The sequence below is a fragment of the Geodermatophilus maliterrae genome, assembly GCF_041018925.1.
Taxonomy (GTDB): Bacteria; Actinomycetota; Actinomycetes; order Mycobacteriales; family Geodermatophilaceae; genus Geodermatophilus; species Geodermatophilus maliterrae.
Genome location: NZ_JBFNXQ010000115.1, coordinates 1 through 15,888, shown reverse-complemented (window position 1 = coordinate 15,888; position 15,888 = coordinate 1). Strand labels below are relative to the sequence as shown.

Annotated in this window: 13 protein-coding genes and 2 pseudogenes; 13 read left to right on the top strand and 2 right to left on the bottom strand. The window is 70.4% G+C overall.

What is annotated here, in order from left to right:
- Positions 1-453 precede the first annotated feature (453 nt).
- The 3 genes and pseudogenes from ABQ292_RS23170 to ABQ292_RS23160 form a co-directional block, all read left to right on the top strand.
- The gene (locus ABQ292_RS23170) at positions 454-765 is read left to right on the top strand and encodes a hypothetical protein (protein WP_369210066.1); all 312 of its coding nucleotides are present in this window, start codon (positions 454-456) and stop codon (positions 763-765) included.
- 786 nt (positions 766-1,551) lie between these two features.
- Positions 1,552-1,755 (top strand): annotated as a pseudogene (locus ABQ292_RS23165) (transposase); the annotation flags it as partial.
- Between the two features lie 67 nt (positions 1,756-1,822).
- Positions 1,823-2,734 (top strand): annotated as a pseudogene (locus tag ABQ292_RS23160) (IS3 family transposase); the annotation flags it as partial.
- Positions 2,735-3,052: 318 nt separating this feature from the next.
- Here ABQ292_RS23160 and ABQ292_RS23155 read toward each other — a convergent pair.
- Positions 3,053-3,298: a hypothetical protein gene (locus ABQ292_RS23155; RefSeq protein ID WP_369210067.1), complete on the bottom strand. Its 246-nt coding sequence runs from the start codon at positions 3,296-3,298 to the stop codon at positions 3,053-3,055.
- 66 nt (positions 3,299-3,364) lie between these two features.
- Between ABQ292_RS23155 and ABQ292_RS23150 the strand changes: the two genes are divergently transcribed.
- On the top strand, positions 3,365-3,556 hold the full coding sequence (locus tag ABQ292_RS23150) for a hypothetical protein (RefSeq protein ID WP_369210065.1): 192 nt from the start codon (positions 3,365-3,367) through the stop codon (positions 3,554-3,556).
- A 130-nt stretch (positions 3,557-3,686) separates the two neighbouring features.
- Here the strand turns inward: ABQ292_RS23150 and ABQ292_RS23145 are convergent, their stop codons facing one another.
- Positions 3,687-5,684, bottom strand: a complete 1,998-nt coding sequence (locus ABQ292_RS23145) for an acetoacetate--CoA ligase (protein ID WP_369210064.1) — start codon at positions 5,682-5,684, stop codon at positions 3,687-3,689.
- 326 nt (positions 5,685-6,010) lie between these two features.
- On the opposite strand from ABQ292_RS23145, the gene ABQ292_RS23140 reads away from it, so the two are divergent.
- From ABQ292_RS23140 to ABQ292_RS23100, 9 genes are all read left to right on the top strand, one after another.
- Positions 6,011-6,973, top strand: a complete 963-nt coding sequence (locus ABQ292_RS23140; RefSeq protein ID WP_369210063.1) for a cyclase family protein — start codon at positions 6,011-6,013, stop codon at positions 6,971-6,973.
- Positions 6,974-6,980: 7 nt separating this feature from the next.
- Positions 6,981-8,627 carry an AMP-binding protein gene (locus tag ABQ292_RS23135; RefSeq protein WP_369210062.1) on the top strand — a complete coding sequence of 549 codons (1,647 nt, stop codon included), beginning with the start codon at positions 6,981-6,983 and terminating at the stop codon, positions 8,625-8,627.
- A gap of 71 nt (positions 8,628-8,698) precedes the next feature.
- Positions 8,699-9,751, top strand: coding sequence for an NAD(P)-dependent alcohol dehydrogenase (locus ABQ292_RS23130; RefSeq protein WP_369210061.1), 1,053 nt, complete (start codon positions 8,699-8,701; stop codon positions 9,749-9,751).
- Between the two features lie 10 nt (positions 9,752-9,761).
- Positions 9,762-10,082 carry an EthD family reductase gene (locus tag ABQ292_RS23125; protein ID WP_369210060.1) on the top strand — a complete coding sequence of 107 codons (321 nt, stop codon included), beginning with the start codon at positions 9,762-9,764 and terminating at the stop codon, positions 10,080-10,082.
- A gap of 47 nt (positions 10,083-10,129) precedes the next feature.
- Positions 10,130-11,911 carry a PHA/PHB synthase family protein gene (locus tag ABQ292_RS23120; protein WP_369210059.1) on the top strand — a complete coding sequence of 594 codons (1,782 nt, stop codon included), beginning with the start codon at positions 10,130-10,132 and terminating at the stop codon, positions 11,909-11,911.
- A complete protein-coding gene (locus tag ABQ292_RS23115; RefSeq protein ID WP_369210058.1) occupies positions 11,908-12,966 on the top strand; it encodes a phosphotransferase family protein in 1,059 nt (352 codons plus the stop codon). Before ABQ292_RS23120 ends, ABQ292_RS23115 begins: the two co-directional genes overlap by 4 nt.
- Positions 12,967-13,033: 67 nt before the next feature.
- Positions 13,034-14,317, top strand: coding sequence for an acyl-CoA dehydrogenase family protein (locus tag ABQ292_RS23110; protein WP_369210057.1), 1,284 nt, complete (start codon positions 13,034-13,036; stop codon positions 14,315-14,317).
- Positions 14,314-14,520, top strand: coding sequence for an SDR family NAD(P)-dependent oxidoreductase (locus ABQ292_RS23105; RefSeq protein ID WP_369210056.1), 207 nt, complete (start codon positions 14,314-14,316; stop codon positions 14,518-14,520). The genes ABQ292_RS23110 and ABQ292_RS23105 overlap by 4 nt, the downstream gene beginning before the upstream one ends.
- Positions 14,521-14,799: 279 nt before the next feature.
- Complete coding sequence (locus ABQ292_RS23100) at positions 14,800-15,888, top strand: SDR family oxidoreductase (RefSeq protein WP_369210055.1); 1,089 nt, start codon at positions 14,800-14,802, stop codon at positions 15,886-15,888.

Here is a 15,888-nt window from a genome sequence, read left to right as displayed (position 1 = left end):
GAGTCCGGTGGAGTCTTCGCACAGTCGCAGGACGACTTCACCCAGAGTGTCGCGGTAGGGGATCAGCCGCAGAGGCGGGAAGCCGTCCGGCCCGAGGAAGCGGGCCTTGTCCGTGTCCGCTGGGACGTACTAGCTCTCGTGGACTCCCTCGTCACTCTCGTCTGAGGGCGCGAAGCGGTTGTCGACGGCCGGGACGGGAGCCGGCGCGGTCGCAGGCAGGTTGATCTGCAGGCGGTTTCGCAGTCGGTCGAGGAGCCCCATGCCGCGGACCGTACCGATCCGCAACTAGTGAACGACGGTGCGGGCGGCGCGCCGAGCGAAATCACCCAGGCATCCGCAGCCCGCCTGGCGGTACGCAGGCCAGGTGCTTGCCGACGCCGTACTCGTGCTCCACGACGTACTCAACCTGCGCCACCCAGCCGCGGTCGTCGTCACACAGCAGCCACCGCGAACATGCTGATCACCCTGGGCAGCCCGCTCGGCCTCGGCAGCGTGGTCTATCCCCGGCTCCGCCCCCAACCGCCATTCTGGCCGCGGGAGGTCGGCCGCTGGGTCAACGTCGCCCACCGCGACGACTTCATCGCCGTGGAGCCCCGCCTGGCCCCGATGTTCCAGTCCACCGATGGTCGTCTCGTCGAGGACCACGAACTGGTCAGCAAGCACGATCATCACGGCATCGCCGGCTACCTCGAACGACCCGAGACCGGCCTGGCCGTCACCGAGGCGTTGGCCCCCGAAGCTGACGCGACCAATTCGCCGACGTAGCACCGCGACATCAGGGACGGGTTCGGCCCGACCGGTCACCATGAAAGTGTCGCTGCGGGTGAGTCGCCCGCCGGCTCGTACCTTGCCCTTCGTGGCCAAAGAGGACGGCGACGACCGCGGCGAGGTAGAGGAAGGCGAGCAGCACCGGGACCAGGAGCGAACACCCCGTTGACGGCGCTGGCGCCGCCGACCACGTTGGCCGTGAGCCCCGTAAGCAGCAGTGCTTTCGATCTCCCCGCCTCCCTCGCCGCGAAGGCCGATCCAGCCCTGATCGCCGCCGACGAGCGGCACCTCGCAGCCATCGCCGAGAGCCTCTAGCAGTCGATCGCCGACCTGCCCGACCGTCCCGATGCCGAGCGCAGGGCGCCCGGTGGCGAGGGGCAGGCGGCGCTGGACCGGGTCCGGAGATTCACCGGCTTACCGGACGCCTGCGCACAGCCCGTGCGCAGCGATAGGTCCTGAGGAGGTGGCCCGTGACCCAAGTGGGTCACGGGCTCGGTTCGGCGGCCGGAGAGGCTGTCCCACCAGGCCGTTCAAGCCGAGCGGCGTGACCCATTCATGACCCACGCAGCGGAAAACAGGGGTCATGAAAGGGTTCAAACGGGCTGTGCGGAGGCTCCTCCAGACCTTCTCCAGAGAGCCTGAAGGCGGCTTGACCTGCGGTTTTGCGTGGAGCGGGTGACCGGGATCGAACCGGCATGGCCAGCTTGGAAGGCGGGATCCTGAAGTGACACCCGTCGGCTGAACACCTCCAGACTTGGCGCAAGCCGAGGAGGGAGGGCCCGGGTGGGCCGACGGAGCAAGTACCCCGAGGAGTTCCGGCAGCGGGCCGCGCAGTTGGTGCTCGACAGTCGGCGCAGCATCCGTGACGTCGCCGCGGAGCTGGGGGTCAATCACGAGACGCTGCGGAACTGGGTGGCTGCCGAGCGCTGGCAGCGTGCTGAGGGTCCAGCCGCGCTGAGCGCCGATGAGCGCTTCGAGTTGGCCCGGTTGCGGCGCAAGGTGACCGAGCTGGAGCTCGAGCGGGAGATCCTGAAAAAGCCGCGGTCTTCTTCGCCCGGGAGACCGGCCGGTGAATCGCGGAGTGCTCTGCGAGTTCATCGCCGCGGAGAAGACCAGCTACGGCGTGCGCCGTCTCTGCCGGGTGTTCGGCCTCAGCCCGACCAGCTTCTACGCCTGGGCCGCTCGTCGCGGTGGCCCGACCGCCGCCGAACTCGACGAGGCCTACGCTGTCAACGCCGCCCGCACCGCCTGGAGCGAGCACCGGCGGGTCTATGGCGCCCGGCGGCTGACCGCCGAGATCCGCGACCGCGGTCATGCCTGGAACCGCAAGCGGGTGGCCCGGCTGATGCGCCTCGGGGCGATCGAAGGGATGCACCGCCGCCGACGCGGCAAGTACGGCCGTCGGGCCGCCTCGACCGCGACTGCGCCGGACCTAGTCGAGCGCAACTTCACCGCCACCGCCCCCAACCAGCTGTGGGTCGCCGACATCTCCTACCTGCGGACCTGGGAGGGCTTCGTCTACCTGGCGATCGTGGTCGACGCCTTCTCCCGTCGCGTCGTGGGCTGGGCGATGGCCGACCACCTGCGCACCGAGTTGGTCCTCGACGCCGTCGGCATGGCCATCACCACCCGCAAGCCGGCCGCCGGCACGGTGCATCACACCGACCGAGGCAGCCAGTACACCTCCTATGAGTTCGGCAAGGCGCTGCGCGCCTCCGGCCTGCTGGCCTCAATGGGCCGGGTCGGCTCGGCGTTCGACAACGCCATGGCCGAGTCGGTGTTCGCCACTCTCAAGACCGAACTGATCTACCGCCGCTCCTGGCCCACCCGCCACGAGCTGGAGATGGAGGTCTTCTCCTACCTCGAAGGCTTCTACAACACCCGTCGCCGGCACTCCCGGCTGAAGAACCTCAGCCCCACCGACTACGAGAACATGCACCTGACACGAAACGAGGCGTTCGCCTGAGGGGTGTCACTTCAGTGGTGCATGGTGCGAACGAGTGCGCGCCGGTGTCGGGGGAGCACTGTGTCGCGAGGGAGGACGACGACCGGGCGGCGCCCGATCTCGGCCATCTCGCACCACCAGACCTCACCGCGCGCCGGCAGCGTGGTCACGACCGTCCGGCGGCTTCGCGGAACGACGCCAAATCACCCCACTCGTCCGGTTCGTGGAGGGGGTGTTCGTCGTAGGCGGTGTAGCTCGCCTCGACTTCGGCGGCACGGTGGCGCGCCAACCCGGTCGCCGAGGCGGTGCAGGCCCCGAGCGCCGCGGCGCAGCTGGCACTCAGGAGTCGGTCGCCCGCACCTCTCGGGCCTGCCGCGAGGCGATGAAGTCCCGGATGACCGGGTATATCTCGGTCTCCCAGCAGGCACCGGCGAAGACGCCGTAGTGGCCGACGCCCTCCTGCAGGTGGTGGCGCTTGAGCGTCTGCGGGATCCCGGTGCACAGTCGGTGCGCGGCCTCGGTCTGCCCGGGCGAGCACATGTCATCCTGAGCGCCCTCGACGGTGAGCAGGGCGTTGTCCCCTATGGCGGACGGAGCCGGCGCCCTTCAGGAGCTAGTGCAGGCCTCGAGCGGGGTCAGGACGCCGTCGTCTTGACCTCGGCCGGCGTCATCGCGACCGTCTGCGCCGTCCTGCTCCGTCCCGGTGCGGCCGGACTGGTGGCGCTCAACCGTTTCGCGGTCAACGGCGCCGTCACCAAGCTCTCGGTCGGCCGGTCAGGGTCGACGCTGCCCACCTTCAGCGAGCACACCTACCTCGGCGGCGAGCACCTCACGTATCGGTGAGGGCCCCGCGGCGGCCGTCCGGTCCCGACGCGCCAAGTCTCGACTCGAGGCTGTTCAGGCAATCGCCGCGGCAGGTTGTCCGGGGAGGTGATCGCCGTCCTCCCGAGGAGCCGGCACCCGACCGTGACGGTCACCTGCTCGGGCGGGGTTCAGGGGAAGTCGGGGCCGCGAACCACGAAAGCAGGTCCGGCCGGTCCACCGCGCCGTCGGAGACGGCAGCATCGACGTCCGTGCCTTGCAGGATTCGTTTCACCGGGATCTCGAGTTTCTTGCCGGTGAGTGTCCGTGGCACCCCTGGGGCGGCGACGATCTCATCGGGAACGTGTCGCGGGGACAACTCCTGCCGCAACGCCCGCACGATCCGCTCGCGCAGGCCGGCGTCGACCTCGACGCCGGCGGCCGGGACGACGAAGAGCCGAAGGGAGTAGCCGCCATCGGGCAGGTCGATCCCCACGACGAGGCTGTCGGCGATCTCGGGCATCGATTCCACGACGCCATAGATCTCGGCCGAGCCCAGCCGCACGCCGCCCCGGTTCAGGGTCGCGTCCGAGCGGCCGGACACGACGACACTGCCCCGCTCGGTGAGGGTGATCCAGTCGCCCTGCCGCCAGACGCCGTCGAAGGTCTCGAAGTACGAGGAGCGGTACCGCGCCCCCTCCGGGTCCCGCCAGAACCCGACCGGCATCGACGGCATGGGTGCGGTGAGGACGAACTCGCCCACCCGGCCCACGAGCGGCCGCCCATCGGAGTCGTAGGCCGCCGCTTTCACGCCCAGCCAGCGGCCCGAGATCTCCCCTTGCCAGACAGGCAGCAACGGGCTCCCGCCGAAGAATGCCGTGCAGACGTCCGTGCCGCCGCAGATGGAGTCGATACGGACCCGCGGGCCCAGCTGGTCGCTGAGCCACTGCCAGCCGGCGAGTGGCAGGGGGGATCCAGTGGGGATGACCGTCCGCAGGCGCGCACGCGTATCGCCCGGCAGCACGACGCCGGCCTTGGCGCACGCGGCCGCGTACGCCGAGCCCATCCCCAGCACGCTCGCACCCGTCCGTGCAGCCACCTGCCAGAGGGCATCGGGGGAGGGGTGCGCGGGGCTGCCGTCGTAGAGGACGACGGTGCTGCCGTGCAGCAGGCCGCCCACGAGGAAGTTCCATGCCATCCAGCTCGTCGAGCTCGGGAGGAAGAAGGTGTCGTCCGGCCGGAGGTCCAGGCAGAGGCCGAGGGCCTTCAGATGCTCGACGACGATGCCGCCGTGGCCGTGCACGATGCCTTTCGGCAAGCCGGTCGTCCCCGAGGAGAACAGCACCCAGAGCGGAGCTGCAAAGTCCATCCGTTCGAACACCGGCTCCCTCGGCCGCGCGACGAGATCCGAATAGGGCAGGTCCTCGGAGGGGCTGAGTGGAGCGGCCGGGTGCAGGGACTGCACGATGATCACTGTGTGGACGGAGGCCATCACCGCGCGCAGCTGCGCGACGACGTCGCGCCGGTCGTGCTCGCGGCCGGCCCAGCGGTAACCGTCGACGGCGATGAGCACCGTGGGCTCCACCTGACCGAGGCGGTCGACCACGCTGCGCAGCCCGAAATCAGGGGCGCACGACGTCCACACGGCCCCGAGGCTCGCCGTGGCGAGCAGCGCCACCACCGCCTCGGGGATGTTCGGGAGGTAGGCCGCGACCCGATCCCCGGGTCCCACGCCGAGGTCGCGCAGCGCGGCAGCGAGCGCCCCGACCTGACCCCGCAGCTCACTCCGCGAGATCTCGCGGGGTGGCCCTTCCTCCGCGACCGCGATAAGGGCGGGCCGGTCGCCCGACGCTCCGGACAGCAGGGCCTCGGCGTAGTTGAGGCGTGATCCCTCGAACCAGCGCGCCCCGGGCATCGCCCGGTCGCTCAGGACAGCGGAGTAGGGGTCAGACGCAGGCAGGGCGAAGAACCGCCACACAGCGTCCCAGAAGTCCTCGAGCTCCTCGACCGACCAGCGCCAGAGGTCGTCGTAATCGGCGAAGGCGAGGCCGCGCTCACGCTCGAGCCACCGCAGGAACTCGACGACCCGGCTGCTCTCCCGGTCGGCCGCTGTCGGCTGCCACAGCACCGGAGGCGCACCCGGCCCATCCTGCGGCTGGGTGTGGGCCACCTGCGTTCCTCCTCGAGCGAGGCTCGTCCGTCGGACGACGAGGCTGATGCTCGTCGGCATCCGCAAGTGGACGCAGTCTGCCCGAGCGCCGACGCCAGGTCGAGCGCGGCCGACGGGAAGGGCCGCGTCCGACCGGGCGCCGGTCCGGCATGCGCATGACGACGGATCGCGGCCTGCGGTCCGGGACGCTGCCGCCGGGCCACGTCCCAGAGATCGGTCCCTCGGTTGCCTCGCGGACCGGCCACGAGTATGACCTGGATCACAGTGCTTTCGTCAGCCGTCCGCCCGCGGCCACGCCGTGGATGCCGCGATGTCCAGGAGGACCCATGACCGAGACCACCGTTCCTGCCGTCGGTGACGTGCTGAAGGACGCACCCAGCAACTGGGGCAAGTGGGGCCCGGACGACGAGGTCGGTGCTCTGAACTACCTGGGTCCGGAGCAGGTGCTGGCCGCTGCACAGCTGATCCGCTCGGGCAAGGTCTTCACCCTGCAGCGCCTCATCGGTGACCCGAAGGGGGACCCCGTGTGGCCGGGTCGCACGCCGGCCGAGCGCACGCAGATCCTGGACGAGGGCGACTGGGACGAGGGGGGAAGCGGACCCGCTTTCCCGGGCGGACTGCACTACGCCGACGACAAGATCAATGCGTTCCTCCAGGGCTCGACTCAGTACGACGGCCTGGGGCACGTCTGGTACGACGGCAAGATCTGGAACGGCTACGACGCCCGGACGACGATCGGGGGCCTGGACAAGGCCAGCGTCGAGCCGATCGCCCAGCGGGGCGTGGTCGGCCGCGCCGTGCTCCTGGACATGGCCCGCTTCCGGGGCAAGCCGACCCTGGAGGCAGCGGAGACCTTCACGCACGAGGACCTGCTCGCGTGCGCGCAGGCCCAGGGGGTGGAGCTCCGGAAGCGCGACATCCTGGTCATCCGCACGAACTTCCTGCAGCTGTTCTTCGAACTGGGTGACAAGTTCTACGAGGGGTTCTGCGAGCCGGGCCTGGTGTACAGCCCCGAACTCGTGCAGTGGTTCGCCGACATGGAGATCCCGAACCTGGTCACCGACACGATCGCCAACGAGGTCACCTTCGACCCGAACAACGGCGTGGCGCTGTCCCTGCACTGCGCGCTGATGCGCAACCTCGGCGTCACGCTGACCGAGATCGCCGACCTGGAGAAGCTCGCGGACGACTGCGCCGACGACGGTCGCTACGAGTTCTTCTACGCGGCCGCGCCGTTGAAGGTCGCCCAGGGCAGCGGGTCACCCGTCAACCCCCTCGCGATCAAGTAGGCCCGCCATGAGCGTCTACGACGAGCGCCCGTGGCTCGGCCTGTACGGCGACCAGGCGGCCGACAACCAGCTCGAGTACGGCAACGCGCTGGAGATGTTCCGGGCGGGCGTGGCCGCCGATCCGGACGGCGCCGCGGTGAAGTACTTCGATGGGGTGCTGACGCGCGCCGAGCTCGACGAGCAGAGCGATGCCCTCGCCAGCGCCCTGCTGGCCAGCGGCTTCGGCCGCGGTGACCGGCTCGCGGTCTACCTGCAGAACGTGCCGCAGTTCCTCGTCTGCATGGTCGGCACCTGGAAGGCCGGCGGGGTGATGGTCTCGATCAACCCGATGAGCCGCACCCGCGAGCTCTCCTACCTGCTCAAGGACTCCGGCGCGACGGTGCTGGTCTGCCTGGAGGCGCTCTACGACGGCGTGGCCCGCGGCGTCGTCCCCAACACCGACGTCGAGCTGGTGCTGACCACCAGCGAGCTGGAGTACCAGAGCCGCAACGACGAACGGCTGTTCAAGGGCGTCAGCCGGCAGCGCCACGACGGGACGACGGACTTCACCGAGCTGCTGCAGCAGCACGCGGGCCAGATGCCGCCGGCGGTCCAGTTCACTCCGGACGACGTCGCCTTCCTCACCTACACCTCCGGGACGACGGGAGTGCCCAAGGGGGCGATGAACACCCACCGCAACGTCGTGTTCACCGCATCCGTGTACCGGGACTGGGCCCGGTTCGCCCCCGGCGGGTCGGTGTTCGGGATCGCCCCGCTGTTCCACATCACCGGCCTCATCGGGCACATCGCCGTCAGCTTCCTCGCCCCGTCCACGCTCGTGCTGGCCTACCGGTTCGATCCGCAGGTCGTCCTCGACGCCCTGCTCGAGCACCGGCCGACGTACACGATCGGCGCGATCACCGCCTTCAACGCGCTGCTCGGATCCCCCGAGTTCACCAAGGACCACTTCAGCTCCTTCACCTCGGTCTACTCCGGCGGGGCGGCCATCTCACCCACGGCCGAGCAGGCCTTCCTGGCCGAGACGGGCAAGCAGGTGCACAACGCCTACGGGCTGACCGAGACGACCAGCCCGATGACGCTGACGCCGTTCGGAGCGCCGTCCCCGGTGGACCCGACCTCCGGAGCCCTGTCGGTCGGCGTCCCCGTGCCCAGCACGATCGTGCGCATCCAGGGAGAGGACGGCCAGGACCTGCCGCTGGGGGAGGTCGGCGAGATCGTCGCGGAGGGCCCGCAGGTCGTCGCCGGGTACTGGGGCAAGCCGCAGGAGACCGCGGCCAGCCTGCCAGGCGGGGCGCTCAAGAGCGGCGACGTCGGCTTCATGAACCCCGAGGGCTGGATCTTCATCGTCGACCGCAAGAAGGACATGATCAACGCGTCCGGCTACAAGGTCTGGCCGCGCGAGGTCGAAGACGTGCTGGCCGAGCACCCGGCCGTCCGCGAGTCCGCCGTCGTCGGCGTGCCCGACGAGAAGCGCGGCGAGACGGTGAAGGCGTTCGTCAGTGTGAAGCCCGGGGCCACGGTCACCCCCGAGGAGCTGATCGCGCACTGCAGGGAGCGGATGGCCGCCTACAAGTACCCGCGGCAGGTCGAGATCATCGACGAGCTGCCCAAGACGGTCACCGGCAAGATCTTGCGCCGCGAGCTGCGGGAATAGCTCTCAACCAGGCCGGCGCGGCCCGTTCCCGCTACCGCCACCCATCCGCCGCGCCACGGGAGTGAGACACGATGAGAGCCGCCCTGCTGACCGAGTACCGCCACGATTTCGCCATAGACACGGTCCCCGACCCCACGATCACGTCCCCGAACGACGTCATCGTCCGGGTCGGGGCGGCCGGGTTCTGCCGCACCGACATCCACCTGTGGGACGGCCAGTTCGACGCCATGCAGAAGGGCGCCGGCGTCGACCTGCCGTTCGTCTGCGGGCACGAGACCGCAGGCTGGGTCGCCGAGGTCGGCGCCGGTGTGACGCACGTGGCCGTGGGGGATGCGGTGCTGCTGCACCCGCTCGCCACCTGCGGGTACTGCAAGGCATGCCGAGCCGGTGACGACATGCACTGCACCGCCGGGGTGTTCCCCGGGGTGCTGGCGCCGGGGGGCTTCGCCGAGTTCGTCAAGACGAACGCGCGGGCGGTCGTACCGCTCAAGGGTTCCCTGACCCCGGTCGACGTCGCCCCGCTCGGGGACGCCGGGCTGACCGCCTATCGCGCGGTGCGCAAGGCCCTCCCGCTCGCGGTGCCGGGGACCCGGACCGTCGTCCTCGGCGCCGGTGGCCTCGGACACATCGGCATCCAGGCGCTGCGGGCGCTGTCGCAGACCGAGATCATCGTGGTGGACCGCAACCCCGAGGCGCTCGAGCACGCCCGGGGATGGGGCGCCGACCACGTCGTCCTCGCCCGGGAGGACCGCTCGCACGTGGCAGAGGTACGCGACCTCACCGACGGCGTCGGCGCCGAGGTGGTCATCGACTACGTCGGGGAGGGCGGCGCGGAGAAGGACGGCGTCGAGCTGCTCGGCGCCAACGGGGTCGACTTCCTCGTCGGCTACGGGGCCACGCTCGAGGTGGAGATCCTGAGCCAGGCGCTGTTCCCCGAGACGAGCTTCGTCGGCAACATCTGCGGCAACTACAACGAGCTCGTCGAGCTCGTGGCGCTCGCCGCCCGCGGCGCGGTCACGCTCACCACGACGACGTTTCCGCTGGAGGGCGTCAACGACGCCCTACACGCGCTCGACGAGGGCCGCCTGATCGGGCGCGGCGTCCTCGTTCCCAACGAGAGCTGAGGAGAAGGCCGTGCTGAAGGTGACCTTCGTGGTGTACGAGAAGAGCGGCCTCGACCGGGCCGAGGCGCTGCGCTACTGGCGCGACACCCACGGACCGATCGACGCGAAGATCCCGGGCCTCCAGCGCTACGTGCAGCAGCACGCCATCGCGGCCCCGGAGGGCGACCCGCCGTTCCTCGGTGTGGCCACCTTGACCTTCGCCGACGAGGACGCGTTCGGTGTCGCGGCGGCGTCACCCGAGTTCGCGGTTGCGGTTGCCGACCTGGACAACTTCGCCGACGCGCAACGGCTGCCCACCGCCTTCGTCGAAGAGGTCGTGATCGTCGGCTGACCCCCGCGCCGTCGACACCGGGTTCCCGAGAGCGAGGAGGGAGAACGATGACCGCGGACGTGGGCAGAGCGTCGGACGGCCGGGACGACAGCCGGGGAGACGTGCCGCACGACGAGACCGACGCCGTGGAGGCGGTCGAGAACGGCGAGGCGGTCGCGATCCCGTCGGTCGGCGGCTTCCTGCGCGGTCTCGGCCTCGCGCTGGCGCAGGCCGGGCCGGTGAGCAGGGAGGCCACGCGCCTGGCTCGGGAATCCGTGCAGATCGCCCGCGGCACCGACGAGCACCTGCCGTCGCCGAAGGACAAGCGTTTCAGCGACCCGGCATGGTCCAAGAACCCGGTCTACCGGCGCGTGGGGCAGCTCTACCTGGCCGCCGGGGGCGCGGCGAGCCGGCTGGTGGACGGTCTCGAGGCGCAGCAGATCGACTGGCACGACGTCGAGCGGGCCCGCTTCGCCGTCAACGCGCTGACCAGCGCGCTCGCGCCGACCAACACGCCTCTCGGAAACCCCGCCGCGCTCAAGCACGCCTTCGACACGGCAGGCGCCAGCGTGCTGCGCGGGCTGAAGAACCTCGCCCACGACGTCCGGCACAACGGCGGGATGCCGTCGCAGACCGACCGCACGGCCTTCACGGTGGGTCAGGACCTCGCTCTCACGCCTGGCGCGGTCGTGCACCGGACCGAGGTGGCCGAACTGATCCAGTACGCGCCGAGCACCCCGACGGTGCGCCGGCGGCCGGTCCTGGTGATCCCGCCGCCGATCGGTCGCTACTACTTCCTCGACCTGCAGCCCGGTCGCAGCTTCGTCGAGTACGCGGTGAGCCAGGGCCTGCAGGTGTTCATGCTCAGCTGGCGCAACCCACAGCCGGAGCAGGCGGACTGGGGCATGGACGACTACGGCCGCGGGATCGTGGCCGCACTCGACACGGTCCGGGAGATCACCGGCTCCGACGACGTCAACACCATCGGCTTCTGCGCCGGCGGCATCCTCATGTCGACGGTGCTCAGCCACCTCGCCCAGACCGACGCCCCGGTGGTGCACAGCGCCTCCTACGGCGTGACGCTGCTCGACTTCGACAGCGAGGCGCCGATCGGGGCGTTCTCCGCGCCGCGCCTGTTGGAGCTCGCCCAGCGCGACAGCCGGCGCAAGGGGATCATCTCCGCGCGCTCGATGGGGACCGTGTTCGCCTGGATGCGACCCGACGACCTCGTCTTCAACTACGTCATCAACCAGTGGCTGATGGGCGAGGACCCGCCGGTGTTCGACATCCTCGCGTGGAACGCCGACGGGACGAACCTGCCCGCCCGGCTGCACGAGCAGTTCCTCGGGATCTTCCGCGACAACACCCTGATCCGGCGGGGCGGTGTCTCGGTGCTCGGGACGCCGGTCGATCTCTCCCGGATCGAGGTGCCGACCTTCGTCACCGGGGCCGTGAACGACCACCTCACGCCCTGGAAGGGCTGCTACCGCACGACCCAGCTGCTGTCGGGACCGAGCACCTTCGTGCTCAGCAACGCCGGACACGTCGCGAGCCTGGTCAACCCGCCCGGCAACCCCAAGGCGACCTACTGGGCCGGTGGCAGGGCCGCCGGCACGGATCCGGAGACATGGCAGGCGAGCGCCGAGAAGCACACGGGAAGCTGGTGGGAGGCCTGGGCCGAGTGGGTGCTCGAGCGCTCCGGTGAGGAGCGGCCCGCACCGGCCGACCTGGGCAGCGACGGTCATCCTCCGCTCGAACCCGCCCCCGGGTCGTACGTGCTGGATCGTGTGCCGGCTCCCGCAGCGCGGGAGCGGCCGGGGCGGTCGGCCGCGGGTGGCCTCGGACGGTGACCGGCGAACAGGCGGACCAGCGGCCGGGAACGGGGGAGGACCCACCCGGACTCCCCCTGGCGGCCCTCGAGGAACACATCCGGCAGACGCTCCCGGATCTGCTGCAAGGGCCGTTGTCGGCGCAGCTGGTGGCCGGCGGGCGGTCCAACCTCACCTACCTGCTGTCCGACGGGCGAGACCGCTGGGTGCTGCGTCGGCCTCCCCTCGGGCACGTGCTCGAGACCGCCCACGACATGGGTCGGGAGCACCGGTTGCTCGCGGCACTGTCGCCGACCGACGTACCCGTGCCCCGGCCCCTGCTGCTGGCCGGCGCCGAGGTGATCGGCGCGCCGTTCTACCTCATGGAGTTCGCCGACGGGCAGGTACTGCGCGAACGGGCGCAGTTGGAGCGCCTGGACGCTCCCGCCGCAACCGCGCTGGCGGACGAGCTGGTCGACGTACTCGCCCGACTGCACCGACTCGATCCGCAGCAGGTGGGCCTGGGCGACCTCGGGCGGCCCGACGGTTATCTGGAGCGCCAGCTGCGCCGGTGGCGGCGTCAGCTCGAGTCGTCGCACAGCCGCGACCTGCCCGAACTCACTCGCCTGGTCGAGCGATTGGCCACGCAGATCCCGATCAGTCAGAACGCCGCCATCGTCCATGGCGACTACCGGCTGGACAACGTCGTCGTCGACCCCGTGCACGGGCACATCGTGGCGGTCCTGGACTGGGAGATGGCGACACTGGGCGATCCCCTCGCCGACCTCGCGTCCACGGTCGTCTGGTGGGACGGAATGCGGGGGCTCGACAGCCCCGTGGCTGCGGTCCCGGCCGACGTTCCCGGCTACCCCGGTGGCGACCACCTCCTGGCTGCCTACGGCCGGCAGAGCAGGGCAGACCTCGCCTCGCTGCCCTGGTACCTCGGGTTCGCGTACTTCAAGATCGCCGCCATCTTCGAGGGAATCCACTTCCGGTCCCAGCAGGGCCTGACGATCGGCGAGGGCTTCGAGCGCCTCGGCGACCTGGTGCCCCCCCTGGTCGAGCGCGGCCACGCCGCACTGAACGGCACGACGTGACCCGATGTCACCGCCCGCCGCTGGGCAGTCGTGCCCGGCGGTCAGCTTCCCGTCCCTGGAGGATGTCGTGACCCAAGCCCGCGCCGACCACTTCCTCCCAGCGCCCTCGTCCCGCGCCGTCGAGCTGCACGAACGGATGCTCGCCTTCATGCGCGACCAGGTGATGCCGGCCGAGGAGGAGTACCTCGCCCACCGCCGGGCTGCCGGCCCCGACGACCACGACGTCCCGCCCGTGATCGAGCGGCTCAAGAAACAGGCGCGGGAGCGGGGCTTGTGGAACCTGTTCCTGCCCTCGGAGTCCGGACTCACCCAGTTGGAGTACGCGCCCATCGCGGAGCTGTCGGGCTGGAGCAACGACCTGGCGCCGGAGGCGATCAACTGCCAGGCGCCCGACACCGGGAACATGGAACTGCTGCACCTGCTCGGGTCGGAGGAGCAGAAGCAGAGGTGGCTGGAGCCGCTGCTGGCCGGTGAGATCAGGTCCGCGTTCGCCATGACCGAGCCCGACGTGGCCAGCAGCGACGCGACCAACATCGCCACCCGGATCGAGCGCGACGGCGACGAATACGTCATCTCCGGACGGAAGTGGTGGACCAGCGGCGCCCTCGACCCGCGCTGCGCCGTGCTGATCGTCATGGGGAAGACCGACCCCGCGGCGCAGCCGCACCGGCAGCAGACCATGGTCCTCGTGCCGCTGGACACACCCGGGGCCACGGTCGTCCGGGACCTCCCGGTGTTCAACCACCACGACCAGCACGGGCACGCCGAGGTCGTCTTCGCCGGAGCCCGGGTGCCGGTGAGCAACGTGGTGGGGGAGGAGGGGGGCGGCTTCGCGGCTGCCCAGGCGCGACTGGGTCCAGGCCGCATCCACCACTGCATGCGCGCGCTGGGTGCCGCCGAGCGCGCCCTGGCGCTGATGGTCGATCGGGCACGGTCGCGGGTCGCCTTCGGGCGCCCGCTCGCCGACCAGGGCGTCGTGCAGCAGCAGATCGCCGAGTCCCGGCTCGAGATCGAGCAGGCACGGCTGCTGTGCCACCGGGCCAGCCACGTCATCGACACGGCGGGCAACAAGGCGGCCCGTGACCTGGTGGCGATGGCGAAGGTCGCCGTCCCGCGGGCAGCCACCGCGGTCATCGACCGAGCGATCCAGGTGCACGGGGGTGCTGGCGTCACCGACGTCACCCCGTTGCCGTCCATGTACGGCTGGCACCGCGCGATGCGGCTGTTCGACGGCCCGGACGAGGTACACCTCCGGTCGATCGCCAAGGCCGAGATCGGCCGTACGCCTGTGCTACCCCCCGGCCGGACTGCGGCCGAGTCCCGCGGCACCGCCCGGGGGGCACGGCCATGACCACGCTCGCCGGGCTGACCCTGCTGATGTCAGGCGGCAGCCGCGGCATCGGGCTGGCGATCGCCACCCGAGCGGCGCAGAACGGAGCGAACGTCGTCCTTCTCGCGAAGACCGCAGAACCGCAGCCCCGGCTCGAGGAAACCGTGCACACCGGCGCGGCGCAGATCCAGGAAGCCGGCGGCCAGGCGCTGGCGGTCGTCTGACTGCACGTGCAGCGAAGGCGAACGGTGACTGAACGGCTCCCCGTGGACCCTGGAGACGCTGCTGCGCGGTCGTCGCACGGAGACGCGACGCTCGGCCCGGCCACCCGAGCAGTTCGGGTCTGCTGGACGAGTCCTGGCGCTGGTGCTCTTGACACCGCTTGAATCGGCCGAGAGTGTGATGTAGGCCACAGTGAGGCCGAACGTGCGCCTGCTTGAACGGTTGTCAAGCTCTACGCGGGCGACTCTGCGCTTCCCGTCATGCCTCCTAGGAGTTGCGCCATGACGCACAAGGTCCTCGTCGCCGGAGCGAGCGGGCTCGTCGGGGCCGCCGTCGTGGACCGGTTCCTCGACGACGGCTGGGACGTCGTCGCGGTGTCGCGGCGCAAGCCGGAGGTCTTCAGCAACAAGCCCTTCACGCATCTCCCGGTGGATCTGCAGGACCAGAGTGCCTCGAAGGCAGCATTCACCGGTATCGCGGACGTGAGCCATGTCGTCTACGCAGCGGTCTACGAGAAGCCGGGCCTGGTCGCCGGGTGGACCGAGGAGGACCAGATGCAGACGAACCTCGAGATGCTGCAGAACCTCATCGAGCCGCTGTCCGGCGACGACGCCCTGCAGCACGTGACGCTGCTGCAGGGCACCAAGGCGTACGGGATCCACGTGCACCCGATGCGGGTACCGGCCCGCGAACGGTACCCGCGCGACGAGCACGCCAACTTCTACTGGCTCCAGGAGGACTACCTGAAGGAGAAGACCGCCGAGCGCGGGTTGCGGTACACGATCTTCCGCCCGCAGCTCATCGTCGGACCGAACTACGGCGTCGTAATGAACCTGCCGCCGGTCATCGGGGCCTACGCCGCGATCTGCAAGGAGGAGGGCCGACCGTTCTCCTTCCCGGGCGGCACGCCCTTCGTCTGGGAGGCGGTCGACACCCGCATCGTCGCGAACGCCATCCGCTGGGCCGCCTCGGAGCCGACGGCCGACGGGCAGCACTACAACCTCACCAACGGCGAGGTGTTCGAGTGGCACGACCTGTGGCCGGCCCTGGCTGAGGAGCTCGGCGTCGAGGTAGGCCCCGACGAGCCGCTCAGCATGGCGGAGTACCTGCCGTCCAAGGCGGACGTGTGGGATCGCATCGTCGGCAAGCACGGCCTGCGCAGGATCAGCATGCAGGAGCTGCTGGGGGAGTCGCACCACTACGCCGACTTCTGCTTCCTCTATGGAGCCACCGAGAGCCCGCCGCTCGCGTTCGTCAGCACTGTCAAGATCAAACAGCACGGGTTCTGCGATGTGATGGACACCGAGGAGTCGTTCCGGCACTGGATCCGCGTGCTCCAGGAGCGCAAGGTGCTGCCACCGCGCGACTAG